This is a genomic window from Kribbella kalugense (genome assembly GCF_004365875.1).
GTDB classification, from domain to species: domain Bacteria; phylum Actinomycetota; class Actinomycetes; order Propionibacteriales; family Kribbellaceae; genus Kribbella; species Kribbella kalugense.
In genome coordinates this window covers 1,063,853-1,089,675 of record NZ_SODF01000003.1, presented here as the reverse complement: position 1 = coordinate 1,089,675, position 25,823 = coordinate 1,063,853, and the positions used below count along the sequence as shown (strand labels likewise).

The following is a 25,823-nucleotide window of genomic DNA, read 5'->3' as shown; positions in this document are numbered from 1 at the left end:
CATGCTCGCGAATTATCTGATCGGACTCCGTGAAGGACTCGAGGCCTCGCTGGTTGTCAGCATCCTCGCCACGTTCCTGGTCAAGTCAGGGCATCGCGATCGGCTGAAACTGGTCTGGATCGGAGTCGTCTCGGCCCTCGCCGTGGCGGCCGTCGCCTGGGGCCTGTTGCAGTTCGTCACCGCGCTGACCGCGAAGTCGTTCACCACCCAGGAGACCGTCGGCGGGGTGATGTCGATCCTCGCGGTCGGCTTCGTCACCTGGATGATCTTCTGGATGCGGAAGGCGTCCCGCAGCATCGCCAAAGAGCTGCGGGAGCGGATGGGCCAGGCCCTCGCGGTCGGCTCCCGCGCGGTCGTGATCCTCGCGTTCCTGGCGGTGTTCCGGGAGAGCATCGAGACCGCGTTCATCGTGTACGCGTCGGCCGCCACCGCGACCACCGCCGTACCGCTCGTCGGCGTCCTGCTCGGCCTGGGGACGTCGGTGCTGCTGGGGGTCGCGATCTACAAAGGCGCGGTCAAGATCAACCTGGCCGTGTTCTTCAAGTGGACCGGCGCGGTGCTGATCCTGGTCGCGGCCGGCATCTTCGCCTACGGCTTCCACGATCTGCAGGAGGCCGGCATCCTGCCCGGGCTGCAGCATGTCGCCTTCGACATCTCGCACGTGATCCCGCCGGACAGCTGGTACGGCGTACTGCTCAAGGGCATCTTCAACTTCAACCCGACCCCGACCGTGCTCGAGGCGAGCGCGTGGGTCGTCTATCTCGTCCCGGTGATGGTGCTCTACTTCCGTCCGGTGAAGAGCTCCAGCCCGCCCGCCGTACCGGTTGCCAAGACCGCCGGCGAAGCGGCCTGATCCACCACCTCACATCCCCGCTCAGGAGAACCATGTCCAGCTCATTGCCCCGTCGGGCCGCCGTCCTCGGCGTCGTCATCAGTCTCGGTGCGCTGACCGCGTGCGCGAAGGACGCGCCCGCCGCGAAGGACGACGGCACCGGCCCGGTGTCGGTGCAGGCGTCCGACTCGGGCTGTGACCTGAGCCGCCGCGACGTGAAATCCGGCACCAGCACGTTCTCGGTGTCGAACGGCGGCAGCAAGATCACCGAGTTCTACGTGTACGCCGACGGGGACCGGGTGATGGGCGAGGTCGAGAACATCGGACCGGGCCTGAAGCGGGACCTGATCGTCGAGCTGCCGACCGGTAAGTACCAGGCGGTCTGCAAGCCGGGCATGGTCGGCGACGGGATCCGCGGCGACCTCACCGTTACCGGTGACGCGCCCGCGCAGGTCGACGAGGACACCCTGCTGAAGCAGGCCACCGAGAGCTACGGGCGGTACATCAACTCGCAGGCGGTCGCGCTGGAGCAGAAGACGACCGAGTTCGTCACCGCGGTCAAGGGCGGCGACCTCGCCAAGGCGAAGGCGCTGTTCCCGGTCGCCCGCACGTACTACGAGCGGATGGAGCCGGTCGCGGAGTCGTTCGGCGACCTCGACCCGAAGATCGACGCCCGCGTGAACGACGTCGAGCCGGGCGCCCAGTGGACCGGTTTCCACCGGATCGAGCAGGGGCTCTGGGTCGGGAACACCACCAAGGGCATGGAGAAGTACGCCGACCAGCTGCTGACCGACGTGAAGACGCTGGTGGTGAAGAGCAAGACCGTGAAGCTGACCCCGCTGCAGCTGGCCAACGGCGCCAAGGAACTGCTCGACGAGGTCGCGACCGGCAAGATCGGTGGCGAGGAGGACCGCTACTCGCACACCGACCTGTGGGACTTCCAGGCCAACGTCGAGGGTTCGCAGGCTGCGGTGCAGGCGCTCCGCCCGGCGCTGCAGAAGCGCGACGCGGCGCTGGTCAGCACGCTCGACACCAACTTCAAGGCGGTCTTCGCCGCGGTCGGCAAGTACCGCCAGGGTGACGGCTTCCAGCTGTACAACCTGAACGCGGCCGCGGAGAAGCAGCTCAGCATCGTGGTCGACGGGCTGGCCGAGCCGGTCAGCAAGGTCGCAGGAGTGATTGCGAAGAAATGACCGAACGCAAAGGAATCTCTCGCCGCGGCCTGTTCGGCGCGGCCGGAGCGGCAGTCGCGACCGGTGTCGCCGGGTACGCCGCTCACTCGGCGCTGGCCAGTGAGCCGTCGCAGGCCGCGGACAACAACGGTCCGGTCGAGTTCCACGGTCCGCGGCAGGCCGGGATCATCACTCCGGTCCAGGACCGGTTGCACTTCGCCGCGTTCGACGTGACCACGACCAGCCGGGACGACCTGATCGCGCTGCTGAAGGAGTGGACGGCCGCGTCCGCATTGCTCACGGCGGGACGCGACATCGGTCAGTACGGCGCGGTGAACGGGCCGGACGAGGCTCCGCCGGAAGACACCGGCGAGGCGGTCGGTCTGCCGCCGGCGCGGTTGACGCTGACCGTCGGGTTCGGGCCGTCGTTGTTCGACAAACGGTTCGGTCTCGCGGCTCACCGTCCGAAGGCTTTGGTCGATCTGCCGCACTTCATCGGCGACGACCTCGACCCGACGCGGTCCGGCGGCGACATCGCCGTACAGGCGTGTTCTGATGATCCGCAGGTCGCAGTACACGCGATTCGCAACCTGGCCAGGATCGGGTTCGGGCGGGTCGCCGTACGGTATTCGCAGCTCGGGTTCGGCCGTACGTCGTCGACGTCGCGGGCGCAGACGACGCCGCGGAACCTGTTCGGCTTCAAGGACGGGACGCGCAACCTCAAGCTCGAGGACACCGACAAGCTCGAGCAGCAGGTGTGGGTGCAGCCCGAGGACGGCCCGGACTGGATGGTCGGCGGCTCGTACCTGGTGTCGCGGCGGATCCGGATGAACATCGAGATCTGGGACCGTACGTCGCTCGGCGAGCAGGAAGGCATCATCGGCCGCGGCAAGGGCACCGGCGCCCCGCTCGGCAAGGCCGACGAGTTCGACACGATCGACTTCGCCGCCAAGCAGAGCGACGGCCGCCCGAAGATCCCGGCCGACTCACACGTCCGGCTCGCGCACCCCGACTTCAACAAGGGCGCCGAACTGCTGCGCCGCGGCTACAACTTCGTCGACGGCTCGGACGGCCTCGGCCGCCTGGACGCCGGCCTGTTCTTCCTCGCCTACCAGCGAGACCCGCGCAAGCAGTTCATCCCGATCCAGACCCAACTCGCCAAGAGCGACACCATGAACGAATACATCCACCACGTAGGCTCCGGCATCTTCGCCTGCCCGCCGGGAGTAACCCCCGGCGAGCACTGGGGCGAAAAACTCTTCGTCTGACTACTTCACGGCGCCTGCGGTTACGCCGGCTACGAAGTGGCGTTGGGCCAGGAGGAAGCCGATTACTACGGGGACGCTGACGACCAGGGCTGCGGCCATGATCTGGTTCCAGTAGATGTTGGTTTGGGTGGAGTACTGGCGTAGGCCGACGGACAGGGTCCGGTTGGCTTCGGTTGTCATCACCGAGGCGAACAGGACCTCGCCCCAGGCAGTCATGAACGAGTAGATCGCGACTGCGATCACGCCAGGCCGGGCTGCCGGGAGTACGACGCGCCACAGAGCGCCCATCGGACCACAGCCGTCGACCAGGGCCGCCTCGTCCAGCTCGCGCGGGATGCTGTCGAAGTACCCGGCCAGCATCCAGATCGAGAACGGCAGGCTGAACGTCAGGTAGGTGATGATCAACCCGAGTCGCGTCCCGACCAGTTGCAGGCCGAACGAGTTGTTGATGTTGACGAAGATCAGGAACAACGGCAGCAGGAACAGCACGCCCGGGAACATCTGTGTCGACAACACCGTCGTCGTGAACGCGGTCCGCCCGCGGAACCGGAACCGCGACACCGCGAACGCGGCCAGGATCGCGATCGCGACCGAGAACACCGTCGCCGACACCGACACGATCGTCGAGTTCACGAAGTACCGGGCCAGCGGCACCGTCTTCCACATGTCCACGAACGGCGCCAGCGTCAGGTTCGACGGCCACCAGGAGAACGCGCCCTGCACGTCCTTCAGCGGTTTCAGCGACGACGTGATCATCACGTACAGCGGGATGAAAACGAACAGGCCGAGAACGATCAGCACGACACCGCGGTAGATCTTGAACCCCTGGGTCTCACGCACGACGCGACCTCCTTCCGGTGACGAGCAGATACGCGCCGGTGACGATCATCAGGAAGATCAGCAGCAGCACGGACATCGCCGCCCCGGTGCCGAAGTTCCAGGTCAGGAACGACGCGTTGTAGATGTGGAACGTGATCAGGTCACCGGCCGGCGGTTGCGCCGTACCGAAGAGCACGTACGGCGTGTTGAAGTCGCTGAACGTCCACAGGAACAGGACGAGTACGAGCACCAGGTTGACCGGCCGCAACGACGGGAGCGTGATGTTGCGCCACTGCCGGATGTTGCCGGCGCCGTCCACCGACGCGGCCTCGTACAGATCGCCCGGGATGCTCTGCAGGCCGGCCATCAGCGTGAGGAACGCGAACGTCCACAGCTTCCACGTCGCGACCGTGATCAGCGAGACCAGCGCATTGCTGCCGATCAGCCAGAACGTCCGGCCGTCGCTGAGATGCAGCTGGTTCAGCACGTGGTTCACGGCACCGGTGTCGCGCTGGAGCATGAAGTTCCAGGTCAGAATCCCGGCGTACGCCGGCAACGCGTACGGCACCAGGAAGAAGGTCCGGATGATGCCGCGACCGCGGAACGGCGGCTGCAGCGCGACCGCCGCGGCCATCCCGAGCACCCACGACAGCGCGACCGTGACCAGCGAGAAGACGACCGTGACGCCGAACGACTTCAGCAGGCCCTCACCGACCGCGTTGTTGAAGTCCAGCGCGACCTTGTAGTTGTTGAGCCCGGCGCTCGGAGCGGCGGACCAGTTCGCGATGAAGAACTTGGTCAGCTTGATGAAGCTCATCCAGATGCCGACCACCATCGGGATGATGTGGATCAGCAGTTCGGCCAGCACGGCCGGCGCCAGCAGCAGATACGGCAGCCACCGGTTCAGGCCGGGCCGGTGTTCGGGGCCGCGCCTGGTCTTCTTCTTCGCAGGCTTCGCGGCGGCCGGCGTCGCTTCCTGTGTGGCGACGGACATCGACTGGTCGCCTCCTGTCTGTCGGATCGGTGGTGGGGCTGACGCGGACAGTGGCCCGGACAGGTCGTCCGGGCCACTGAGCGCGGGGTCAGCTACCTGCGGCCACCTGATCCTGGGCGGTCTTCAGGGCCGCCTTCACATCGTCGGCCGTGACCGTGCCGCCGGTGGCGATCTTGGCGAACATCGAGTTCATCGCCTTGCCGACGGTGCTCTCGAACTGGTCCTCGGCCGGCACCAGCGGCAGCGGCTTGGACTTGGTGTTGTAGATGTCGGAGAACGTCGCCGCCTCGGTCGCGTCGGTGGTGAACACCGGCTTCGCGTCCTTCAGCACCGGCAGCGAGGAGAACGGCTTGCCCAGCGTGGTCTGGGTGGTCGCGTCCGTCATGTACTTGACGAACTTCAGCGCCGCGTCCTTGTGCTTGGTGTTCTTGAAGACCGACAGGTTGATACCGGCGACGTGGCTGGCCACCTGCTCGGCACCGGCCGGCGCCGGGAACGGCACGACGCCGTACTCGCCGGCCTTCATGCCGTTGGCAACGATCGAGGAGTCGGCGTTGTTCTGGTTGATGACCATCGCGACCTTCTTGGTGGCGAAGTCGTTCACCGACTTGGTGCCGTTGTCGTACTGCGCGTTGGACGGGTTCGCGACCTTGTCCTTCTGCATCAGGTCGAGGTACCGCAGTACGCCCTGCACGTTGCCGTCACCGGTGAAGGTCGGCTTGCCGTCCTTGTCGAACCACTCGGCCTTGTTCTGCGCGGCGTTGATGAACGCGAAGTGCACGTTCTCGGTGTAGCTGCCGGCGGCGATCGCCATGCCCCACTGCTTCTTGGCCGGGACGGTCAGCTTCTGCGCGTCCGTGACCATCTCTTCCCAGGTCTTCGGCGGCTGCAGGCCGGCGGCGGTGAACATCGCCTTGTTGTAGTACAGGCCGTAGGCCAGACCGTAGAGCGGAACCGAGGTCGGGTCGGTGCCTTCCTTGCCGCCGGTCGCCAGGGCCGTCGCCACGAACTTGTCCTTCCCGCCGATCGCGCCCATCGCGTCGCCGTCGAACGGCAGGAACGCGTCGGTCGCCTGCAGCGAGGCCGCCCAGGTGTTACCGATGTTGACCACGTCCGGCGCCTGCCCGGAGGTGATCGCGGTCTGGATCCTGGTCTGCAGGTCGTTCCAGCCGATCACCTCGAGGTTCACCTTGATCCCGGTGTCCTGGGTGAACTTCTGCAGGACCGGGGTCAGCACCTCCTTGTCGTTGTCCAGGCTGGTGCCCTGGTTGCTGGCCCAGTAGGTCAGCGTCTGGTCACCACCCGAACCACCGCCGGAGGAATCGTTCTTGTCGCCGCCACCACAGGCGGCGAGGCTGATTCCCATGGCGGTCGCCGCCACCGCGGCTACAAGCGAACGCAGTCTCACGTCGGACTCCCTCGTCCCGTCGAGCCTCCGCAGACCTGCGGAAGCGGATCGGCCCCATAGTGGCCTAACCGGTTAAGTTTCGAAACCCTAACCGGTTCAGTTCACGGGTCTTCGTTACGACCTCGTGACTCATCCAACCTCTACCGTGACCCCGGCAAACGCAATCCAACACCCTCCGAAACCACCCGATTTCACACAGTCTTCAAACTGCGCCCGGAGCGGGTTTCTTTTCAGGCTGCCGGGCCAGAGGAGGCGCGGGGGCGGAGTTCGCCGGCGGGGGCCTCCTCGTGCAGCTCTCCGTCGCCGGTGACGATGCGGAGGAGGAGGTCGGCGGCGGCCCGGCCGCGTTCCATCGTCTTCTGGTCGACCGCGGTGATGCCGGGCCGGGCGAGTTCGCACAGCGGCGAGTCGTCCCACGCGACGATCGAGACCTCGCCCGGCACCGCCGTACCCAGGTCCATCGCGACCCGCAGCGCGGCGACCGCCATCAGGTCGTTGCCGAGCACGATCGCGGTCGGCGGATTCGGATCGGCCAGCAGTTGACGGGTGAGCTCGGCGCCGTCGTCGTACCGGTAGCTGCCTTCGACATGCCGTACGGCGATCCCACGCAGCGCGGCCTGCTCCTGCAGGATCTGCACCCGCAACTGCTCGTGGATGAACGTGAACGGCCCGCTGATGTGCGCGATGTCGCGGTGCCCAAGCTCGACCAGGTGGTCGAGCAGCAGCGTGACGGTCTCCTCCGGCGAGCTGATCAACCGCCCGACCGAGTCGTCCGGCGCGTTCGAACTCACCACCACGCAGGGCACCCCGGCCTCCTTCAGCAGCGGGATCCGCGGGTCGTCGTCGTGCTCGTCGAACAGGATGAACCCGTCGACCCGACCTTGCCGCGACCAACGCCGCAGTACGTCGAGATCCTCGCCGTGCTCGCCCGTCAGCCGGAGCAGCAGCGACGAGTCGACCTCGTTCAGGTACTGCTCGATGCCGACCAGCGTGCGCATGTAGAACGCTTCGGTCGAGATCAGCGCCGGGTCGCGGGCGATCACGATCCCGATCGTCCGGGTCCGGCTGGCCGAGAGCGCGACCGCGGCCGAGTTCGGGTGGAAGCCGAGCTCCTCGGCCAGGTTGAGCACCCGCTGCCGGGTCTCCTCGCTGACGCCGGCCCGGCCGTTCAGCGCGTAGGACACCGACGCCTTGGAGATGTGCAACCGGCGGGCGAGATCGCTGATCGTGACTCGCTGGTTGCGGCGCGTGCTGCTCGCCGGGCCGTCGCCGGCCTCACCGTCCGGAACGGATCCGTTCGTCATCGCCCGGTACCTCGCACAGACGGAAAAGTGTTCATGTCGGTCCCCGCACAGACGGGAGGTTAGCAGCGGCTTTTCGGGACTGGCGGGGTCGCCGTGTTTTGGATAGCGTTTTCCCATGCTGCCGACTGAGCCGTTGCGACTCGATTTCCTGCCCTGGGAGTACAAGCGGACGGCCTCCGACGCCGAACGCGATCGCCAGGCCGAACGGCAGGCGCGGCTCGGCGGGTCGGTCGAGCTGGCCGCCGATGTGTACGTCGCGGAGTCGGCCGCCGTGTACTGCGACGAGCTCCGGATGGGCGAGCGCTCGTACATCGCAGCGCATGCCTACGTGACCGGGCAGATCACGCTCGGCTCCGACTCCACGATCAACCCGTTCTCCGCCGTTCGGGGCAAGGTGACGATCGGCGACGGCGTCCGGATCGGCGCGCACACGTCGCTGCTCGCGTTCAACCACGGCACCGCTCCTGGTCAGCCGATCTTCAAGCAACCCCACACCGCCCTCGGCATCACGATCGGCGACGACGTCTGGATCGGCTCCAATGTCACGATCCTCGACGGCGTCACGGTCGGCCCGCACACCATCATCGGCGCCGGCGCGGTCGTCACCAAGAACATCCCCGCCAACTCCGTCGCGGCCGGCAACCCGGCCCGCATCCTCCGCTCGCGAACGGGAGCCCCCGTGCCAGGTGACCTCAGCACCCAATTGACCGCCTTCGCCGCCAAGGCCTGTTCGCAGGTGGACGACGTACTGGAGCGATGCTGGGACGGCGACCGGTTCGTCGACCGGCCCGGTCTCGACCGTGAGCCCGAGATCCGGCCGTGGTGCGACGCGATCGAGATCGCTGACCTGCTGGTACGCCGTACTCCGGCCGGCCACACCGCCGAGGACCTCGTCCGCCGGCTGCGCGCCCGCCAGGATCCGGCCACCGGACTGGTATCACCGGGAGACCTGTCCGACGACGGTCTGGACAAGCCGTCCGACGCGAAACTGGCTGTCCTGGAAGGGCCGGCGAGCTACCACATCCTCTGTGTCGGCTACGCGCTTCAGGTCCTCGGCAGCAGCTTCGAGCACCCGATCACCACCGACTTCACCCTCGACGAGCTCGACAACTTGCCCTGGGCGAGGAGAGGCTGGTCCGCCGGTGCCGCCATCGACGCCCTCGGTACGGCGCTCGCCCGAAACCTCCATGACCACAAGGAATCCGGCCCGCTGGAGCCCTTGATGGGTTGGCTGCTCACCCGGGCAGACCCGAAGACCGGCGCCTGGAGCGAACCGCATCCCGACGACGGCTGGCTGCAGGTCGTGAACGGGTTCTACCGCCTCACTCGCGGCACTTATGCTCAGTTCGGCCTTCCGCTGCCGTACCCGGAGCAGGCGGTCGCCACTGTTCTTGCCCACAGCAACGACCGGCGGATGTTCACCGGTGACAACTACAACTCCTGCAACATTCTGGACGTCATCCATCCGCTGTGGCTGGCCCGCAAGCAGACGACGTACGGCGAGCAGGAAGGTCGCCGCTGGGCCGAGGAGCAACTGCGCGCGATCCTGCCCCGCTGGGTTGACGGCGCCGGATTCGCGTTCGCGCCGGACGGCACCGACGACCGCGCGATCCCCGGCCTCCAAGGCACCGAGATGTGGCTGGCCATCATCTGGCTCCTGTCCGACTACCTAGGCCTCTCCGACGCCCTCGGCTACCGCCCCCGCGGCGTACACCGCCCCGAACCGCTCGTCACCCTGCACTGAACCACTCCGGCACCTGCGGCCGCGCGGTGAGGTTGGTCACCCCGGCGTGGCGGCAACTACCCACTGGTGTGAAGGACCCGGACGGGGGTCCACTAGCCTGAGCGAGTGGACCCCCGGAGCCGTCGACTCATCACCTCTGTCGTGCTGGCAGCGCTCGTCGCGATCGTCGTGATCGCAGCGATCATCCGCTGACGGTCGTCGAGCCCAGGACGACGTACGGCTGGTTGGACAGGTCGGCCGCCAGACCGGGGTAGAGCGCCTGCCCACCGGCCCGGTGCCGCACGCTGAAGAAGTACATCAGCGGGTACGTCGACGCCGTGTAGTCACCGTCGATCGCGGCGGACAGGGTCTGCCCGGACAGCTCCATCGGGACCTGCTGCCACGGCTTCGACTGGTCCACGTGCCGGTAGTGCAGTGTCGCGCCGATCACGTCCGGATCCACGACGTCCAGCGACAGCGTGACCGGTTTGCCTCGCTCGAAGCCGTCCGGCCCCGTGTGCTCCACTCCGGGCGTGCTCGGCCGGACGGGTGCCGCCAGCAACGCCGCGGCCGGTTCTGTGCCCGACGCCTCCTGGAGTTCCGCGGCCAACGCCGCCAGGTCGACGTCGATCTCCGGGACCCGGTCTGCCCAGTGACCGTGTTCCGACGCCTCGATTCCGAACCGCAGGTCCTGCTGGTAGACGCCGTCGACGATCGCGGGGATCTCGACGTACGCGTTCCGTGCGGGCCGGTAGTGACGTAGCGCGGACTCCAGCGAGCTGACGTCCTCGGTGGTCCGGTAGATCGAGTAGTCGACCGCGGCCCGGAACTTGCCGGCGAAGAATCGGCCAAGCCGGACCAGGATCTCCAGGTCGATCAACATCCGGCGGACTTGCGGGTCTGACTGGTCCGCGGTCGCCTGGGCGCGGACCAGGGCCTCCTGTCCGTCGGCGACCAGTCGCTCGATCCACGACGCCACCTCCAGCGGCGTGTACTTCGCCGAGAGCTTGCGGCCGGCCAGCGCCGCGACGTACTCGTCGATGCCGTAGAACGTCGTCGGGTCGAACGGGCTGACGCCACCCCAGTTCGCTGGGGGATCGGTGTCCCCTTTGTAGTGAGGCGACTCGACCCGCGACGAGATCGGGAGGTTGAGGTAGACCTCGGGCCAGTAGCCGTTGTTCGATCCGCCGACGCCGTGGACCACGGTCACCAGCGGGAGGATCCGGCTGAGCGGGCTCAGCGCGTTCTCCACGTGCGCGGCCGCCTCGCCGTACGTCGACCGCAGGTGGCGGCGCCACGTCTCGGGTTCGGCATCCGGGTTGTAGAGCAGCCGGCCCCACAACAGGTAGCCGTAGCGGTACTTGGTCCACTCCCTGTTGCCGGGCAGCTTGAGGTCCTCGCGGACGTACGGGTCGCGCATACCGACCTCGCCGCTGCCGTGGCGGCCCTTGAAGTACAGGGGTTCACACACATCGACGCCACGGGATCCACCGAACGTCGACAACCGCCCGTACCCGGCCGCGATCGCGGGATCGCCCCAGGCCAGCAGCTTCTGGGTTCCCGGCCAGACCCGGAACATCAGGTCGACGGAGCGGTCCTCGCGCAGGAAGTCGCCGTACCCGTAGCGGGTGAAGCGGCGGGAGAACTCGGTGATGCCCTTCATCTCGTGGCCGGCCGGGATCGGTTTGGCCGTCTCCTTGGCCCGGATCGAGGCCTGGTGGTACGGCAGCCCGACGTGCTCGGCCCAGTACTTCGCCGACAGCACCGGGGACAGGTTCGGCAGGTCGACGGCGTCGAGCAGGGCCTGGTCGACGCCCTTGGCGTGCATGTCGATCTCCAGTGGTCGGCCGACCGAGTTCGCTCCCTCGAACACCGCCCGCCAGAAGATCTCGTGCTGATGGTCGGGGATGCCGCCCTCGTAGTGCACCCGGAACGTCAGCCCGTCGATGTCGGGGCATTCTGTGAGCAGCTTGGCGATACCGGCCTTGCAGTACTCCGCATGAGTGTCCGGACCGATCCCGGTGATCGGGTACCGGTGCACCGAGTCGCGGCCGTAGTCGTACGCGTGGTTCCACAGCCCGAGCTGGAACTTCAGCCCGCGACGTTTGCTCTCGGCAGCGATGAAGCGCAGAGTGTCCAGGTTGCGCTTCTGCTCGTCCGCGCCAACCCCTTCGGCCTGTACGTCGTAGCCGTCCACCTCGAACAGGAACGGATAGGCGAAGCACAGGTAGTTGTCGGTCGCGCCGCGACGGTCGGCGCCGTAGTTGTACTGCATGCCGAGCGCCAGGTGGAACCGGTTGAACCGGGATGCGGCCAGCCAGGTCAGGTACTCGGTCCAGAACTGCTTGTCGTGGAACCAGGATGTGTCCTCGTCGACGCTGGAGAACGAGCGCACCACACCCCGGACGGGTACGGCGGGCTGCTCGGCGAACGGCGTCGTACCGGCGAGATCTTGACCCGCGGCGACTCGGTCCGCGAGTTCGAGTACGCCGCAGCGGACGCCGATCTCGTCGTTGCTGACGACAACGATCTCGTCGGCGGCTCGGAGTATGGCGTACGACTCGGGCACAGCTGGGAGGTCCGCGGCGGGGACCTCGTCGGGGGTGGCCAGCCGGACCGGTGGGTTCCCGGCGGCGATGCCCTTCTCGGCCAGGGCGCGCACGAGCTGCTCCATCGCCCAGGTGGCGGTGCGGCCGGTGGTGACGGGGTTCTGCTCATTCATAGGGCTCCAATCACTTGCCGTCGAGGGTCTTGCCGGCGTCGGCCATGAACTTCGGCACGGCCTGCTTGATCGAGATCTTGTTGAAGGCGATGTCCTGGCTGACCTTGAGCAACAGGTCGCCGACCGCGGTCGAGGCGGCCGGTGAGGCCTGCGGCGGGGCGGAGGAGTTCTTCAAGGCCAGATCGGTGTAGGCCAGCACCTGCTTCTCGCTCGCCGACAGGTCGCTGCCCTTCAACAGCACGTCCCGGCCGGCGGCCGAGGCGGGCGGCCCACTGATCAGTCGTAACGTCTTCGCGGCATCCGCGCCGTTCGCGAACCAGTTGATGAACGCGGCGGCGTCGTCCTGTCGCTGGCTCTTGGCGTTCAGCGACAGGAAGCTGCTCGGTGCCGGGAAAGTCCCGCACTTGCCGCCCTTCGTGTGCCGCGGCGGCAGGGTGATGTCGATGGTGTTCTTGGTCAGGTCCTGGAAACCGCCCTTGAGGTTGGGCGTCTGGATGTGCGCGAGCGCCGCCTGCTTCTTGACCAACGGGCTGGTCGGCCAGTCGCCGTACTTGGACTGAGCCGCGATGTCGGCCGGGATCGTGCCGCCGGTCGCTCGCAGCGCCGCCCAGTACTCGAACCACTCGGTCAGCGAGGCGTCGGTGAACGCGAGCGCGCCGTCCTTGTACAGGTCCTCGCCCTTGCCACGCAGGAAGATCTGCAACGACGCCGTGTCCCCACTGGGGTCTTCCGCGCCGTAGATCTTCTTGCCGGACTTGAGCCGGATCTGGTTGGCCAGGGTCGCGTAGTCGGACCAGGTCCACGTCTCCTGCGGGTGCTCCAGACCGAGTTGGTCGAGCACGGTTACGTCGTACCCGATGCTGTAGGTGCTCATCGCAACCGGGATGCCGAACTGTTCGCCCTTCAGCTGGCCCTGGACGAGCAGGTTGCGGTCGATCGGCTTCGTGTCGATCGTGTCCGGGATGTACTTCTGCAGGGACTGCAGTGCTCCGGCTGCGCCGTACTGGCCGATCCGCGGGGCGTCGATGTTGATCACGTCCGGGGCGTTGCCGCCGGCCATCTGGGTGGCGAGCTTGTCCCAGTACTCCGCGGTCGCGGTGCCCTCGAAGACCATCTTCACGCTCTGATGGCTCGAGGTGTACTGGTCCGCGAGCTTGCTGCGCAGGCCGAGCTTGGTCGGGTCCCCGTAGCTCGAGAACCGGACCGAGTTCTTCGCCTCCTTGGCCGCGGGGTCGAGGTTGCAGGCGGACAGCAGCGGTGCGAGGACGCCGGCCGCGAGTCCGGCCTGCAGGAAGCGCCGGCGGCTGAGATCTGTGGTCATGACTGGGTTCCTTTCGGGCTAGCCCTTCAGGCCGGTCGTGGCGATGCCCTCGACGATCCGGCGCTGGGCGAGAAGGAAGACGATGAAGGTCGGCACCAGCGACAGCACCGACATGGCCAGCAGTTGCCCGTACGACGAGTCGCCGGTCGCGTCGACGAACCGGCGCAGCGCGACCGGCACGGTCTCGCTGCTCGGGTAGGACAGGTAGATCAGCTGGGAGAAGAAGTCGTTGTACGTCCAGATGAAGGTGAAGATCGCGGTGGTGATCAGCACCGGTCCGGTCAGCGGCAGGATGATCCGGCTGAAGATGCGGACCTTGCCGCAGCCGTCGATCATCGCGGCCTCGTCCAGCGTCCGCGGGATCGTGCGGATGAACTGGACCATCAGGAAGATGAAGAACGCGTCGGTGGCCAGGAACTTCGGCACCACCAGCGGGAGATAGGTGTTCACCCAGCCGAGGTGGAAGAACAGCACGTACTGCGGGATCAGCAGCGCGTGCGCCGGCAACATGATCGACCCGAGCATGATCGCGAAGAACACCTTCTTGCCGCGGAACTCCAGCCGGGCGAAGGCGTACGCCGTGAGCGTGCAGGCGATCACGTTGCCGGCCACGGCGAGTACCGCGATCAGCGTCGAGTTGACGTAGAACCGGGTGAAGGTGGGATCGGTCGCGGTCCAGCCGGCGATGTAGTTGCGCGGGTCGAGCGAACTGGGGAACGGGTTGAGCTGCGAGAAGATGTCGGACTCGTCCTTGAAGGACCCGCCGACCATCCAGAGCAGCGGATAGACCATCACCAGGGTCCCCGCGATCAACGCGAGGTGGGTCAGCCACCTGCGGGTCCGCCGCCGGGCTGCGGGAGCGTGCTGGAGCGTCGTCATCAGCGGTCCTCGTAGTAGACCCAGCGGCGGGCGAGCCCGAAGTTGATCAGCGTGAAGATCGCGATGATCAGCAGCAGCACCCACGCCATCGCGGAGGCGTAGCCCATGTTCAGGTTCGTGAAACCCTGCTGGTACAGGTAAAGCGTGTAGAACAACGTGGAGTCCGACGGACCTCCGCTGCCGCCGCTGACGACGTACGCCGGGGTGAAGGCCTGGAACGCCTGGATGATCTGCAGCACCACGTTGAAGAAGATGATCGGTGTCAGCAGCGGCACCGTGACCGACCAGAACCGTCGCCAGGCGTTCGCGCCGTCGACCGACGCCGCGTCGTACAGCTCCTGCGGTATCTGCTTGAGGCCGGCCAGGAAGATCACCATCGGCGAACCGAACTGCCAGATGTTGAGCAATACCAGCGTGTAGAGGGCCGTGTCGGGGTTGGAGATCCAGCTGCGGCCGCCGACGCCGAAGAACGCGAGGAAGGCGTTGAGTACGCCGTCGTCGTCGAAGAGCTGGCCCCAGATCACCGCGATCGCGACGCTGCCGCCGAGCAGCGAGGGGATGTAGTAGATCGAGCGGTACAACGCCATCCCGCGCATCGGCCGGTTCAGCATCACGGCGACGGCCAGTGCGAATCCCAGCTGCAGTGGGACGGTCAGTGCGACGTAGATGAAGGTGACCTTCAACGACTGCAGGTAGCGCGGGTCGTCGGTGAACAGCTTCACGTAGTTGCCGAAGCCGTTCCAGGTGGGTGACTGCAGCAGGTTGAACTTGGTGAACGACAGGTACAGCGATCCGAGCAGGGGTGCGGCTGTCAGCAGCAGCAGTCCTGCGAACCAGGGGAGCAGGAAGAGGTAGGCGACCCGGTCCGTGCGCCGGCCGGGTCTGGGACGGGTGGGCGGGGGAGGGACCTCGGCTGTCGGTTCGCGGCCTGCCGGAGCAGAGATCTCGGTGCTCGTGCTCATGGCGGCCTCCTCTCAGGAGTCGCTTCTGAAGCGCCGGCGGTACCACTTGGTGGAAGTGGTATTCCGCTACGCGAGAGATTAGGCCGCCGCTGGACGAAGCGCAATAGCGCAGTGGATTCGTATTCACACGTCTCAAACGCTCTGGGTCCTGTGCTGAGTCCGGCGCCCGGGTAACGTCCCGCCAATGACGAACAGCACCGCCGAGCGGTCGTCGTACCTGATGCGGGCCGGACTGGTCCGCAATGTGCGTTCGGGGGAGCACCTGACCACGTTCGTGGTGTCCGGGGTGGCGACCGTCCTGGTGACCCGGCTGCTGCTCAGCCTCAGCGGTTATCCGCAGATCGGTGGCAAGGGACTGCACATCGCCCACGTGCTGCCGGGCGGTCTGCTCATGCTGATCGCGATCTCACTGCTGCTCGGGTACGTCGGCCCTGTGGTCCGGCCGGCCGCCGCGACGGTCGGCGGGATCGGGTTCGGGCTGTTCATCGACGAGGTGGGGAAGTTCGTCACCTCGGACAACAACTACTTCTACAAGCCGACAGCGGCGATCGTGTACGTCGTCTTCGTGCTGATCGTGCTCGGGTTCCGGTTCCTCACCACGCGGCGGCCGATCGACCCGCGTGAGGAGCTGGCGAACGTCATCGACCACGCGGTCGAGGGTGTTGCCGGCGGGCTGTCCCGGCGGCGCCGTGCGGAGGCGTCGGAGCTGCTGCGCGCTGTGCCCCAGCAGGTGCAGGGGCGGCGCGAGACACGGGAGCTACTCGCGGCCTGCCCGGCCGACGAGGTCGAGTTGGCCGCTCCGGTCGACGCGGCCTGGCAGGCGTTGCAGCGTTGGTTCGAGCGGCTCGCCACCCACCCGAAGGCTCCGCGCGTGGCCGTTGCCGTGCTGGCCCTGCAGGTAGTAGGTGCTCTGGTCATCGCGATCGTCGTCGGTGATGGGCTCAATCACCTTCCTGTGCTGGGGGTTACCGCAGGGAGCTTGCTGTCGGCCACCTTTACGGTGCGGGGCGCTCTGGCGCTGCGGAAAGGCAACCGGGCCAGGGCGGTCCGGCTGTTCGAGCTGGCGGTGCTGGTGTCGTTGCTGATGACACAGGTCTTCCAGTTCGCCGCTACGCAGTTCGCGGCGGCTTTCGGCATGCTGCTGGACCTGGTGATGCTCGGGCTGCTGCGGGCGGAGCGGGACCGGATGCGGCGCGAGGTGGAGAGCGCCACGAAGGCTAGGACGCTGCGACTGCCACCCGATCCGGATCTGCCGCCGTTCCCGGAGGATCCGTCGGATCCTGTGTAGCCTTCCATTTCTCGTGTCGGCCGATCAGCACCGGTGACATGGTCGCGATCAGGTAGATCGCACCACCGGCGAGCGCGGCAGGTGCGAAACCGACGGCTGCGATGGCCACTCCGGCGACTACGCCACCCAGTGGTACGCCGGTCCAGCAGGCCGCGTTCGTGAGTGAGTTGACTCGACCGAGCAGGTGGCTGGGGATCCGTTCGACGCGGATCGCGCCGAGTACGGGGTTGATGAAGCCGGCGCCGATGCCGCCGACGGCGTACACAGCCATCAGCGCCCAGATCGGTGCGCCTGCCGCCAGCGCGACGAAGCGTGGTGCTCCGGCGATGAGGAAGGCCACTGTGAAGACCAGCTTGCGGGGGATCCGGTCGCCGATTGCCGAAGCCAGTAAGGCGAATGCGGTAGCGGTCACTCCGAACGACGTGAGGATCAGGCTGGTGTGTCCGGGGCCGTAGCCGTGCGACTTGATCCAGACCGGCAGCAGGACTGTGCTGGTCGCGGCGTCGAGCAGGTTGGTCACGGCGATCATGCTGACCAGTGGAAGTAGCAGCTTGTCGGTGCGGAGGAAGTGCCAGCCCTCAAGGAGCCTCTGTCCGTAGCCCTGCTCGGTGTCGTTGGTGGTCTCCTGCTTGGCGAGCTTGGGGATCCAGTGCGCGATGAGTACGGCGCAGACGCCGAACGACGCAGCGTCGATCCAGAGTGCGTTGACAGCTCCGACCAGGGTAATGAGTCCGCCGGCCAGTGCGTACGCGAAGAAGCCGGCCAGGCGTTCCGTCGTACTCTCCAGGCCTGTCACTCGTTCCAGCGGGACCCTGGCCGCCCGGGCGATGTCCGGGATGAGGGTCTCCTTCGCGGAGTCACCTGGTCCCCGGAAGGCGCCGGCGATCGCAACGAGCACGAGGAGCGTCGGAAAGTGCAGTAGGCCGAGCGTGTGCAGCAGCGGCACGAGGCCGACAATCGCCGTACTCGCGGTATCTGCGACGACGCTGATCCGGCGTGCTCCGACCTTGTCGATCATCGGTCCGCCGACGGCCTTCACGACGACCAAGGGCGCCATCTCGGCCATCGCCACCAGACCGGTCTTGACCGGCGAGCCGGTGGTGATCAGCACGAACCACGGGATCGCGATCGCACTGACCTTCGTGCCACAGATCGACACCACGTTGGCCACCAGGAACGCGATCAGCGGCGCCCGGTTTCCCTTGTTGCTCATTTGCCTCACCCCGTGTCCCGTTAGCGCGTCTCGCGCGGGAAGGCCTGGATCTGGACGGTCACCTGCTCGGCGCCCTCGGGCAGGGGAGCGGTGAGGTCGGGTGTCTTGTACTTCTCCAGCACCGCCACGACCTCGCGCATCATCGCCTCGAGCTGGTCGGACCGCAGGTGGAAGAAATAGTCCGAGAGCATGCTGGCTTCCCGCCAGTCCTCCGGCATCGTCTGCATCGCGTCGATGAAGCCGAAGATGTTCTCGGTGTAGGTCTGCCCGACGCCGTGCAGGAAGCCCAGGGCCAGCTCCGGCTCCTGGTCCAGCAGCTCGGCCGCGTCGAACTCGGTCCCTTGGTGGGCCGACTTCCACCACCGGTCGCGGGCGTTGCCGCGGGTGTCGTCCTCGACCACCAGTCCGGCGTCGGCGAGTTGGCGCAGGTGGTAGCTGGTCGCGCCGGTGTTGACGCCGAGGCGTCCTGCCAGGGTCGTGGCGGTCTGTGGTCCGTAGACCCGGAGCAGCCCGACGATCCGGTTTCGCATCGGGTGTGCCAGCGCCCGGACGAGGTGCCGATCCAGCCGGACCGTCCTGGCCGGCTCTGCGCTGTCGGGCTTGCTCTCGTCGCTCATGCTCTTCAGCGTAGAACTGCAAAGGCTCTTTGCAAAGAGATCTTGCAAAGGAGTTCTGCAATTGGTTGTCCACAGGTTTCGGATCGGTGTCTCCGGGCGGGTGCGATCGCGGCATCTTCTCTGTCGACCACGCATCCACCCGAGAACGGAGAGAACCAGCGATGATGCGCGTGATGCTCGAGGACGCCGACTACTGCGACGTCCCGGCCGACCTGATGACATTCGACGAAGGAGCGGTGGTGTTCTGGCGGGAGGGCGAGGAAGTCGGCCGCCACCGCCAGACCCGGATCCGCTCACTCGAGCTGCTGAACGTGCGCTCGATGACCCGCAGGATCGAGCGGGCCCGCAAGACCCACCCGAACGCGTTCCGCCAGTGGACCGAGGACGACGAGCAACTGCTGGTCAAGCTGTTCAACAACGGCGCCACCAAGGAGGAGCTGATCGAAGCGCTCGGCCGCCAGGAGGGTGGCATCGCCACTCGCCTCCGGGGCCTCGGATTGCTCGGCGACGACCAGAAGCTGCCATGAGTCCGCCGGGCGCAACCGCGATGAGTTCACCGGTCGCGACAGTGGGTGTGCGAGACCCTTTTGTGATCCGGTCCGGTGGTCGGGGACAATGGCGCGATGCAGTCACAGGTGCGGTCGGGCGATCCGGCGCAGCCGGCGGAGACCGGCGCGCTGGAGGCGATCCGCGCTGCCCTGCTCGACCAGACCGAGCTGGTGCGCGGGCTCGCGTCCGGCCGGCGCCGCGGCCTGGAGCCTCCGTCGTACCTGCGGGTCGAGCTGCGGTACGTCGACCTGAAGGGTCAGCGGCACCTGCAGATCACCGAGTTCGACGAGCGCCAGGCCCACACGCGGAACGTCGCGGGCCCGGACGCGGAGAAGGCGGTCGACGAGCTGCTCGACCTTGGGTACGGGTCGTGGCACGTCGAGACGACGAGCGAGACCCTGCGGCTGCGCTACACCAAGAAGGGCAAGGAGCTGCTGCACCGGCACGACGACAGCCGGGAGCAGGAGACCAGCCACGACCGGGTCAAGCAGCGGGTGCTCGATCCGGCCGCGCCGTTCCTGATCGAGCTCGGGATCAGCGATCACCTGGGCCGGGTGAAGCCGTCGCGGCAGGCGAAGTACAAGCAGATCGAGGAGTTCTGCAAGCTGCTCGCGCCGGCGCTCGACGAGGCGATCGCGGCGGGGCGGATCGCTGCTGGGCGGCCGTTGCAGGTGGTCGACCTCGGCTGCGGGAACGCGTACCTCACGCTGGCGGCGTACCACCTGCTGACCGTGGCCGGGCACGACGTCCGGATGACCGGTATCGACCACAATCCGGCCGCCCGGAAGCGGAACACCCGGGTGGTCGAAGCGCTCGACTGGCAGGAGCACCTGCGGTTCGTGGATGCGACGATCGAGGCGGCGGAGCTCGACGTCCAGCCGGACGTCGTACTGGCGCTGCACGCCTGCGACACCGCGACCGACGACGCGCTGGCGCGGGCCGTCGGCTGGGAGGCTCCGCTGGTGCTCGCGGCCCCATGTTGTCATCACGACATCCAAAAGCAGCTCAAGAGCGTCACACCACCGGCGCCTTATGCGCTGATGACGAGATATGGCATCGTTCGTGAGCGGTTCGCCGACGTCCTGACGGACTCCCTGCGGGCGGCGGTGCTCCGACAGGTCGGTTACCGGGTGGAGGTCGTGCAGTTCGTGGACAGTCAGCACACGCCGCGCAATCTACTGCTCCGCGCTGCGCGGACGGGCGCCAAGCCGACCGCCGACCTCCAGGCCGAGTACGAGGCTCTGGTCACCGAGTGGCAGGTCAAGCCGCGACTGGCACAGCTCCTGCTGCCTGCCGAGCCTGCCGCCGGCGCCGAGGTGGTGTCGTGAGACAACTCCGGACGGCGTTCGCATTGGTGGGTGCGACGCTCTTCACGGTGGCGGGTGTGGCGCTTCCCACAACGACGGCCTCGGCGACGGTGACCGCGGATCCGACGGCGGCGGCGCCGAAGAAGCTGTTCACGATCGGGGACGACCGGATCAAGGAGTCGTCCGGGCTGGCGAAGAGCGTCAAGCACAGCGGCACCTACTACACGGTGAACGACTCCGGTGACAGCGGCCGGGTGTTCGCGATCGACGGGACGACCGGCAAGGTGAAGGCCGTCCTGAAGTTCGGTGCGAACGTGACCGACGTCGAGGCGCTCGGGGTCGACCGCGACGGCACGATCTACATCGCGGACATCGGCGACAACAAGGCCGACCGGGAGCAGATCGAGATCTACACGATCCCGGAGCCGGAGACGCTGCAGGACCAGGACGTCAAGTACCACCAGTTCGACTTCAAGTACCCGGACGGTGCGCATGACGCCGAGACGCTGCTGATCGAGCCCGGGACCAGTCAGCTCTACATCGTGACGAAGGCGATCAAGGGCACCGGCGCGATCTACGCCGCCCCGCCGGCCCCGTCCCGCGAAGGCACGAACGAGCTCTCCAAGCTCGCGCCGGCGCCCTCCGGGATCATCACCGACGGAACGTTCCTGCCCGACGGCCAGCGGGTGGTTCTCCGGACGTACGCCGACGTGGCGACCGTTGCCTGGGGCGACACCCCCAACGCCATCGCCCGCGGCGCCGCACCGTTCGGCCAAGGCGAGACCGTTGCCGTCGGCCCCACCGACAACACCGTCCTCGTCGGCAGCGAAGGCCCCAACTCGGCCGTCTACCAACTCACCGCGCCGGCCAAGGCAGTCGTCTCCACCCCGCCGTCCGCGAGCGCGACCCCCAAGCCGGCCACCACCCCCGACGCCAGCACCAGCTCCGGCAAGAGCCACAACCTCCGCTGGATCATCATCGGCGCCGTCCTGTTCGCCCTGATCATCACCATCGTCACGTTCCCCCCAGGCCGCCGCGAACGCCAAGACCGAATGGCCGAAAACGCCCGCCTAACCGGCCAATCCACCCCCACCGGCCACCGCCGCAACCCCTAACCGAGCCCGGGTCCCGCAGCCGCCGCCAGCCGGGTGTGGTGGCTTGGGACAGGTTGTGGTGGGTGGAGACAGGTTATTTCAGGTCCCCGGCCACGAGTTCCTGTCTCAGGTCACGCTCTCTGGTTGCGGTTGGGAATGGGACAGCCGCCGAGCCCGGTGGGGTCGGCGGCTGTCGGGGTGGAGCGGGTTACTTGAGGTTTTCTACTACGTAGTCGATCGCCTGGGTCAGCTTTTCGACGTCGTCGGGGTCAACCGCGGGGAACATGGCGACGCGGAGCTGGTTGCGGCCGAGTTTGCGGTAGGGCTCGGTGTCGACGATCCCGTTCGCGCGGAGTGTTTTCGCGACCGCGGCGGCGTCGATCGCGTCGTCGAGGTCGATGGTGCCGACGACGAGCGAGCGGGCGTCGGGGTCGGCGACGTACGGGGTGGCGTACTCCGACTTCTCGGCCCACGTGTACAGCCGGGTGCTCGCGTCCGTCGTACGGGCGACGCTCCAGTCCAGGCCGCCCTGGTTGTTGATCCAATCGGTCTGCTCCGCCATCAGGAAGAGCGTGGCCAGCGACGGCGTGTTGTACGTCTGGTTCTTACTCGAGTTGTCGACCGCGGTCGCCAGGTCCAGGAACGCCGGGATCCACCGGCCCGACGCGGCGATCTCCTCGACCCGGGCGAGTGCCGCCGGGCTCATCAGGGCGATCCACAGCCCGCCGTCGGACGCGAAGCCCTTCTGCGGTGCGAAGTAGTACACGTCGGCCTCGTTGATGTCGACCGGCAGACCGGCCGCACCCGACGTGGCGTCGATCGCGACCAGCGCACCCTCGTCGGCGCCTGCGACGCGCTTGACCGGCGCCATCACACCTGTTGAGGTCTCGTTGTGCGGCCACGCGTACAGGTCGACGCCGGCCTCGGCCACCGCGACCGGGCGGGTGCCGGGCTCGGACTTCACGATCGTCGGGTCGCCGAGGTGCGGCGCGAGCTGGGCCGCCTTCGCGAACTTGGACGAGAACTCACCGAAGCTCAGGTGCTGGCTCTTCTCCCGGATCAGCCCGAACGTCGCGATGTCCCAGAACGCGGTCGAGCCGCCGTTGCCGAGCACGACCTGGTACCCCTCGGGCAGCTGGAAGAGTTCGGCCACGCCGTCCTGGACACGCTTCACCAGGTTCTTGACCGGGGCCTGGCGGTGGGAGGTGCCGAGCAGCTTCGCGCCCTCGGTCGCCAGCGCGGCGACGGCCTCCGGGCGGACCTTCGACGGACCCGCACCGAAGCGGCCGTCAGCGGGCTTGAGCTCTGCAGGAATCTGAATGTCGCTGGTCACCAGCGCAACTCCTTCGTCGTCGAATCAGAAAGCCGACGACGCTGTCAGCGCAACCCATCTTCCCACACCCGCGCCAACCCACCACCCGGGGGCTACTCGTGCTTGCGGTTGATCGTCTGGGTGCCCGTCAGTACTGCGACCGGCCCGTCCGGAGTGTCCGTCCACTCGCCACAAGCGCCGCCGCCCTCGGCCACCTCGAGGGGGAGTTCGGTGCCGTCCATGCGCAGAGCAGGGTGGTAGTACTGCGCCACCCGCTCGGCCTCGCCCTGGATGTAGTGGCCGATCAGCGCACGCCGGAACCGGTCGGTGGTGACGTTCGGCTTGCTGCCGTGGACCACCGCGCCATGGAAGAACAACACATCCCCAGGCTCCATCTCCACCGGTACCGCGGACTCAGCGGACGGCATCGGCACCGTGACGTCGGTGAAGCTGACCGTGGTGTCGGCCTTCTCCGTGCAGAGAATCGGCCAGCGGTGCGAACCAGGTACGACCTCGAGACATCCGTTCGCCTCGTCGACCCGGTCGAGCGCCATCCACGCCGCGACACACGTGCCCGGATCGGCCTTCAGATAGAAGTTGTCCTGGTGAAGCGCCTGCCCGCGGGAGCCCGGCGGCTTGAAGTAGAGCATCGTCTGCACGGCGTACGGCGACCTGCCGAGGAGCGCCGTCATCACCTCGTCGATCCGCGGGTCGACCAGCCACTGCAACGACACGTCGTCCCAGCGGTGCATCTGGCCCATCCGCGGGTACCGCTTCAGCGGATCCCGGTCGGTCGAGTTGAGCCCGGAGAAGTCATGGGACCGCGGTCCGCGCTTCCGGGCCTCCATGTAGTGGTCCCGCAGCCTGGCGGCCTCCTCGGCGCTGAACAGCCCGCGCACCAGCGTGTACCCGGTCTGCTCGAACTCCTCCCGCAGTACGGCGGCTCGCTCGTCGAGGTTGGATGAAACGCTCATGCACGACTCCCGCATCTGTGCTCTACGCTGCCTGTCAGAACCAATTCTCCGATCCAGGACGGGTTGTGAACCACGGAGGATTCGCGCGAGGAGTTGAACTTTTGTCGCACCGACTGGAGATCGAGCGGATGCTCGCGCCGACCTTCTGGCGGTGTGAGCCGAGCTGGTCCTGGACCTCCCGCCCGCTGGCCGACCACCTGCTCTGGTGCGTACTCGACGGCCGCGGCGCCCTCGAACTGGAGACCGAGCGCCGGGAGCTGCACCCCGGCGTCTGCGCGGTCTTCCAGCCCGGTGACGCACCACGAGCCACCCACGATCCGCACCGCCGGCTGCTCGTCTTCGGCATGCACTTCCGCACCACGCAGCAGGCAGCACCGGATCCACGCTGGGGCGAGGTGATGGACCGCGAGCTGCTCGGTGTCCTCGCCCGTACGAGTGATGCGGCGTACCGCAGGCAGGACGCACTCGGGCGGCATCAGGCGGAACTGTGCCTCGAGCAACTGATCGCCCTGATCTGGGACGCCGTCCACAACCCAGGCCGCCGCGTCACCGACACCGCTGTCGACGACATCGCCCGGCAACTCCGGCAGGACCCGGGCCGCGACTGGACCGTGGCGGAGATGGCCTCCAAAGCTTCCCTGAGCAGGGCCCAGTTCACCCGGCGGTTTGTCGCCCAGCTCGGGATGTCACCGGCGCAGTACCTGATCCAGGCCCGGATCGACCGCGCCCACCAGCTCCTCACCGAGAGCGGCATGACCGTCACCGAGACAGCCGCCGCCCTCGGCTACACCGACGTCCCGTACTTCAGCCGCCAGTACAAGCAACGCACCGGCCGCCTACCCAGCCAGGACCGCTAGGCCCAGTTGGGGTTCCAGCCCTCGATCGAGTCGGCGGGGCGGGAGGCCGGGCCGGAGTAGATCGCCGACGGGCGGATCAAGCGGCCGGTCCGCTTCTGCTCGAGTACGTGGGCGCTCCAACCGGCCGTTCGTGCGCAGGTGAACATCGACGTGAACATCGGCGGCGGTACTTCGGCGAAGTCGAGGACGATCGCCGCCCAGAACTCCACGTTGGTCTCCAGCACCCGGTCCGGTCGCCGCTCCCGCAGCTCCGCGAGCGCAGCCTGCTCCAGTGCCTCCGCAACCTCGTACCGCGGTGCATCCAGCTCCCGTGCGGTACGGCGAAGTACCCGAGCGCGCGGGTCCTCCGCCCGGTACACCCGGTGCCCGAAGCCCATCAGCCGCTCGCCGGCGTCCAGCAAACCCTTCACGTACGAGCGAGCGTCACCCGACCGCTCCACGCCCTCGATCATCGTCAGCACCCGGGCCGGCGCACCGCCGTGCAGTGGTCCGGACATGGCGCCGACCGCACCGGACAACGCTGCAGCGACGTCCGCACCGGTCGATGCGATCACCCGCGCGGTGAACGTCGACGCGTTCATGCCGTGCTCGGCCGCGGACGTCCAGTACGCGTCGACCGCCTGTACGTGCTTGGGATCCGGCTCGCCGCGCCAGCGGATCATGAACCGCTCGGTGATCGTCGTCGCCTTGTCCACCTCGCGTTGCGGCACCATCGGGTGACCGACCCCGCGGGCCGCCTGGGCGACGTACGACAAGGCCATCACCGCCGCCCGGGACAGATCCTCACGCGCCTGTACGTCGTCGATGTCGTAGAGCGGGCGCAGACCCCAGGCAGGTGCGAGCATCGCCAGCGCGGACTGCACGTCGACCCGGACGTCGCCGGTGTGCACCGGAAGTGGGAACGGCTCGGCAGGCGGCAGACCCGGAGTGAACGAACCGTCGACCAGCAGGCCCCAGACGTTCTCGAACGGCACGCGGCCGACCAGGTCCTCGATGTCCACACCGCGGTACCGGAGCGCCGAACCTTCCTTGTCCGGCTCGGCGATCTGCGTATCGAACGCGACCACGCCCTCCAGCCCGTGCTGCACCTCGGTCCTCGGATCAGACATGCGACTCCCTCGTCCTCGTGTCGGCCCGCACGGCCCACCAGGCGAGCCGCGCGCCCTGGGCGCTCCCGCAGCATAGTTCTCCGTACTGATGACACGACA

22 protein-coding genes are annotated in these 25,823 nt (G+C 67.4%); 9 read left to right on the top strand and 13 right to left on the bottom strand.

Annotated elements, in window-relative coordinates:
• The first annotated feature begins 1 nt into the window (after position 1).
• The 3 genes from efeU to efeB are packed head-to-tail and all read left to right on the top strand — an operon-like array spanning position 2 to position 3,272.
• Positions 2–853: an iron uptake transporter permease EfeU gene (gene efeU / locus EV650_RS36695; RefSeq protein WP_134123733.1), complete on the top strand. Its 852-nt coding sequence runs from the start codon at positions 2–4 to the stop codon at positions 851–853.
• A gap of 32 nt (positions 854–885) precedes the next feature.
• Complete coding sequence (gene efeO / locus EV650_RS36690) at positions 886–2,025, top strand: iron uptake system protein EfeO (protein ID WP_134123732.1); 1,140 nt, start codon at positions 886–888, stop codon at positions 2,023–2,025.
• A complete protein-coding gene (gene efeB / locus EV650_RS36685; protein ID WP_134123731.1) occupies positions 2,022–3,272 on the top strand; it encodes an iron uptake transporter deferrochelatase/peroxidase subunit in 1,251 nt (416 codons plus the stop codon). Before efeO ends, efeB begins: the two co-directional genes overlap by 4 nt.
• On the opposite strand, the gene EV650_RS36680 is transcribed toward efeB, so the two are convergent.
• The 4 genes from EV650_RS36680 to EV650_RS36665 all read right to left on the bottom strand — a co-directional run bounded on the left by EV650_RS36680 (position 3,273) and on the right by EV650_RS36665 (position 7,797).
• On the bottom strand, positions 3,273–4,112 hold the full coding sequence (locus tag EV650_RS36680; protein ID WP_134123730.1) for a carbohydrate ABC transporter permease: 840 nt from the start codon (positions 4,110–4,112) through the stop codon (positions 3,273–3,275).
• A complete protein-coding gene (locus EV650_RS36675; RefSeq protein ID WP_134123729.1) occupies positions 4,105–5,085 on the bottom strand; it encodes a carbohydrate ABC transporter permease in 981 nt (326 codons plus the stop codon). Before EV650_RS36675 ends, EV650_RS36680 begins: the two co-directional genes overlap by 8 nt.
• A gap of 88 nt (positions 5,086–5,173) precedes the next feature.
• The gene (locus tag EV650_RS36670) at positions 5,174–6,493 is read right to left on the bottom strand and encodes an ABC transporter substrate-binding protein (protein ID WP_202875224.1); all 1,320 of its coding nucleotides are present in this window, start codon (positions 6,491–6,493) and stop codon (positions 5,174–5,176) included.
• A gap of 230 nt (positions 6,494–6,723) precedes the next feature.
• Positions 6,724–7,797: a LacI family DNA-binding transcriptional regulator gene (locus EV650_RS36665; protein WP_134123728.1), complete on the bottom strand. Its 1,074-nt coding sequence runs from the start codon at positions 7,795–7,797 to the stop codon at positions 6,724–6,726.
• 115 nt (positions 7,798–7,912) lie between these two features.
• Between EV650_RS36665 and EV650_RS36660 the strand changes: the two genes are divergently transcribed.
• Positions 7,913–9,541 (top strand): acyltransferase, encoded by a 1,629-nt coding sequence (locus tag EV650_RS36660; protein WP_134123727.1) that lies wholly within the window; start codon positions 7,913–7,915, stop codon positions 9,539–9,541.
• A gap of 181 nt (positions 9,542–9,722) precedes the next feature.
• Here EV650_RS36660 and EV650_RS36655 read toward each other — a convergent pair whose 3' ends face one another.
• The 4 genes from EV650_RS36655 to EV650_RS36640 are packed head-to-tail and all read right to left on the bottom strand — an operon-like array spanning position 9,723 to position 15,404.
• Positions 9,723–12,242 (bottom strand): hypothetical protein, encoded by a 2,520-nt coding sequence (locus EV650_RS36655; RefSeq protein WP_134123726.1) that lies wholly within the window; start codon positions 12,240–12,242, stop codon positions 9,723–9,725.
• A 10-nt stretch (positions 12,243–12,252) separates the two neighbouring features.
• Positions 12,253–13,563, bottom strand: coding sequence for an ABC transporter substrate-binding protein (locus tag EV650_RS36650; RefSeq protein WP_134123725.1), 1,311 nt, complete (start codon positions 13,561–13,563; stop codon positions 12,253–12,255).
• Positions 13,564–13,581: 18 nt separating this feature from the next.
• Positions 13,582–14,442 (bottom strand): carbohydrate ABC transporter permease, encoded by an 861-nt coding sequence (locus tag EV650_RS36645; RefSeq protein ID WP_134123724.1) that lies wholly within the window; start codon positions 14,440–14,442, stop codon positions 13,582–13,584.
• Entirely contained in the window at positions 14,442–15,404 is a 963-nt protein-coding gene (locus EV650_RS36640) for a carbohydrate ABC transporter permease (protein WP_134123723.1), read from the bottom strand. The genes EV650_RS36645 and EV650_RS36640 overlap by 1 nt, the downstream gene beginning before the upstream one ends.
• Before the next feature lie 184 nt (positions 15,405–15,588).
• Between EV650_RS36640 and EV650_RS36635 the strand changes: the two genes are divergently transcribed.
• Positions 15,589–16,692 (top strand): hypothetical protein, encoded by a 1,104-nt coding sequence (locus tag EV650_RS36635; RefSeq protein WP_238174714.1) that lies wholly within the window; start codon positions 15,589–15,591, stop codon positions 16,690–16,692.
• Here EV650_RS36635 and EV650_RS36630 read toward each other — a convergent pair.
• Together EV650_RS36630 and EV650_RS36625 are read right to left on the bottom strand one after the other, a co-directional pair.
• Positions 16,622–17,905, bottom strand: coding sequence for an MFS transporter (locus tag EV650_RS36630; protein WP_134123722.1), 1,284 nt, complete (start codon positions 17,903–17,905; stop codon positions 16,622–16,624). The genes EV650_RS36635 and EV650_RS36630 overlap by 71 nt on opposite strands.
• A 20-nt stretch (positions 17,906–17,925) precedes the next feature.
• Positions 17,926–18,522, bottom strand: coding sequence for a helix-turn-helix domain-containing protein (locus tag EV650_RS36625; RefSeq protein ID WP_134123721.1), 597 nt, complete (start codon positions 18,520–18,522; stop codon positions 17,926–17,928).
• Positions 18,523–18,683: 161 nt separating this feature from the next.
• Between EV650_RS36625 and EV650_RS36620 the strand changes: the two genes are divergently transcribed.
• From EV650_RS36620 to EV650_RS36610, 3 genes are all read left to right on the top strand, one after another.
• On the top strand, positions 18,684–19,049 hold the full coding sequence (locus tag EV650_RS36620; protein WP_134123720.1) for a hypothetical protein: 366 nt from the start codon (positions 18,684–18,686) through the stop codon (positions 19,047–19,049).
• 96 nt (positions 19,050–19,145) lie between these two features.
• Complete coding sequence (locus EV650_RS36615; protein ID WP_134123719.1) at positions 19,146–20,399, top strand: class I SAM-dependent methyltransferase; 1,254 nt, start codon at positions 19,146–19,148, stop codon at positions 20,397–20,399.
• On the top strand, positions 20,396–21,493 hold the full coding sequence (locus tag EV650_RS36610; protein WP_134123718.1) for an SdiA-regulated/phytase-like domain-containing protein: 1,098 nt from the start codon (positions 20,396–20,398) through the stop codon (positions 21,491–21,493). The genes EV650_RS36615 and EV650_RS36610 overlap by 4 nt, the downstream gene beginning before the upstream one ends.
• Before the next feature lie 187 nt (positions 21,494–21,680).
• Here EV650_RS36610 and serC read toward each other — a convergent pair whose 3' ends face one another.
• A complete protein-coding gene (gene serC, locus EV650_RS36605; RefSeq protein ID WP_134123717.1) occupies positions 21,681–22,805 on the bottom strand; it encodes a phosphoserine transaminase in 1,125 nt (374 codons plus the stop codon).
• 92 nt (positions 22,806–22,897) lie between these two features.
• Entirely contained in the window at positions 22,898–23,758 is an 861-nt protein-coding gene (locus EV650_RS36600; RefSeq protein ID WP_134123716.1) for a phytanoyl-CoA dioxygenase family protein, read from the bottom strand.
• A gap of 101 nt (positions 23,759–23,859) precedes the next feature.
• On the opposite strand from EV650_RS36600, the gene EV650_RS36595 reads away from it, so the two are divergent.
• Positions 23,860–24,615: an AraC family transcriptional regulator gene (locus EV650_RS36595; protein ID WP_238174713.1), complete on the top strand. Its 756-nt coding sequence runs from the start codon at positions 23,860–23,862 to the stop codon at positions 24,613–24,615.
• Here EV650_RS36595 and EV650_RS36590 read toward each other — a convergent pair.
• Positions 24,612–25,724 carry a citrate synthase 2 gene (locus EV650_RS36590; protein WP_134123715.1) on the bottom strand — a complete coding sequence of 371 codons (1,113 nt, stop codon included), beginning with the start codon at positions 25,722–25,724 and terminating at the stop codon, positions 24,612–24,614. The two genes, EV650_RS36595 and EV650_RS36590, sit on opposite strands and share 4 nt — an antisense overlap.
• Positions 25,725–25,823: the final 99 nt, after the last annotated feature.

Excerpts from the sequence above, each read along its gene's own strand:
- efeU (WP_134123733.1), top strand. The coding sequence starts at position 2 with ATGCTCGCGAATTATCTGATCGGACTCCGTGAAGGACTCGAGGCCTCG.
- efeO (WP_134123732.1), top strand. The coding sequence starts at position 886 with ATGTCCAGCTCATTGCCCCGTCGGGCCGCCGTCCTCGGCGTCGTCATC.
- efeB (WP_134123731.1), top strand. The coding sequence starts at position 2,022 with ATGACCGAACGCAAAGGAATCTCTCGCCGCGGCCTGTTCGGCGCGGCC.
- EV650_RS36675 (WP_134123729.1), bottom strand. The coding sequence starts at position 5,085 with ATGTCCGTCGCCACACAGGAAGCGACGCCGGCCGCCGCGAAGCCTGCG.
- EV650_RS36665 (WP_134123728.1), bottom strand. The coding sequence starts at position 7,797 with ATGACGAACGGATCCGTTCCGGACGGTGAGGCCGGCGACGGCCCGGCG.
- EV650_RS36660 (WP_134123727.1), top strand. The coding sequence starts at position 7,913 with ATGCTGCCGACTGAGCCGTTGCGACTCGATTTCCTGCCCTGGGAGTAC.
- EV650_RS36655 (WP_134123726.1), bottom strand. The coding sequence starts at position 12,242 with ATGAATGAGCAGAACCCCGTCACCACCGGCCGCACCGCCACCTGGGCG.
- EV650_RS36650 (WP_134123725.1), bottom strand. The coding sequence starts at position 13,563 with ATGACCACAGATCTCAGCCGCCGGCGCTTCCTGCAGGCCGGACTCGCG.
- EV650_RS36645 (WP_134123724.1), bottom strand. The coding sequence starts at position 14,442 with ATGACGACGCTCCAGCACGCTCCCGCAGCCCGGCGGCGGACCCGCAGG.
- EV650_RS36640 (WP_134123723.1), bottom strand. The coding sequence starts at position 15,404 with ATGAGCACGAGCACCGAGATCTCTGCTCCGGCAGGCCGCGAACCGACA.
- EV650_RS36635 (WP_238174714.1), top strand. The coding sequence starts at position 15,589 with ATGACGAACAGCACCGCCGAGCGGTCGTCGTACCTGATGCGGGCCGGA.
- EV650_RS36630 (WP_134123722.1), bottom strand. The coding sequence starts at position 17,905 with ATGAGCAACAAGGGAAACCGGGCGCCGCTGATCGCGTTCCTGGTGGCC.
- EV650_RS36625 (WP_134123721.1), bottom strand. The coding sequence starts at position 18,522 with ATGAGCGACGAGAGCAAGCCCGACAGCGCAGAGCCGGCCAGGACGGTC.
- EV650_RS36620 (WP_134123720.1), top strand. The coding sequence starts at position 18,684 with ATGATGCGCGTGATGCTCGAGGACGCCGACTACTGCGACGTCCCGGCC.
- EV650_RS36615 (WP_134123719.1), top strand. The coding sequence starts at position 19,146 with ATGCAGTCACAGGTGCGGTCGGGCGATCCGGCGCAGCCGGCGGAGACC.
- EV650_RS36600 (WP_134123716.1), bottom strand. The coding sequence starts at position 23,758 with ATGAGCGTTTCATCCAACCTCGACGAGCGAGCCGCCGTACTGCGGGAG.
- EV650_RS36590 (WP_134123715.1), bottom strand. The coding sequence starts at position 25,724 with ATGTCTGATCCGAGGACCGAGGTGCAGCACGGGCTGGAGGGCGTGGTC.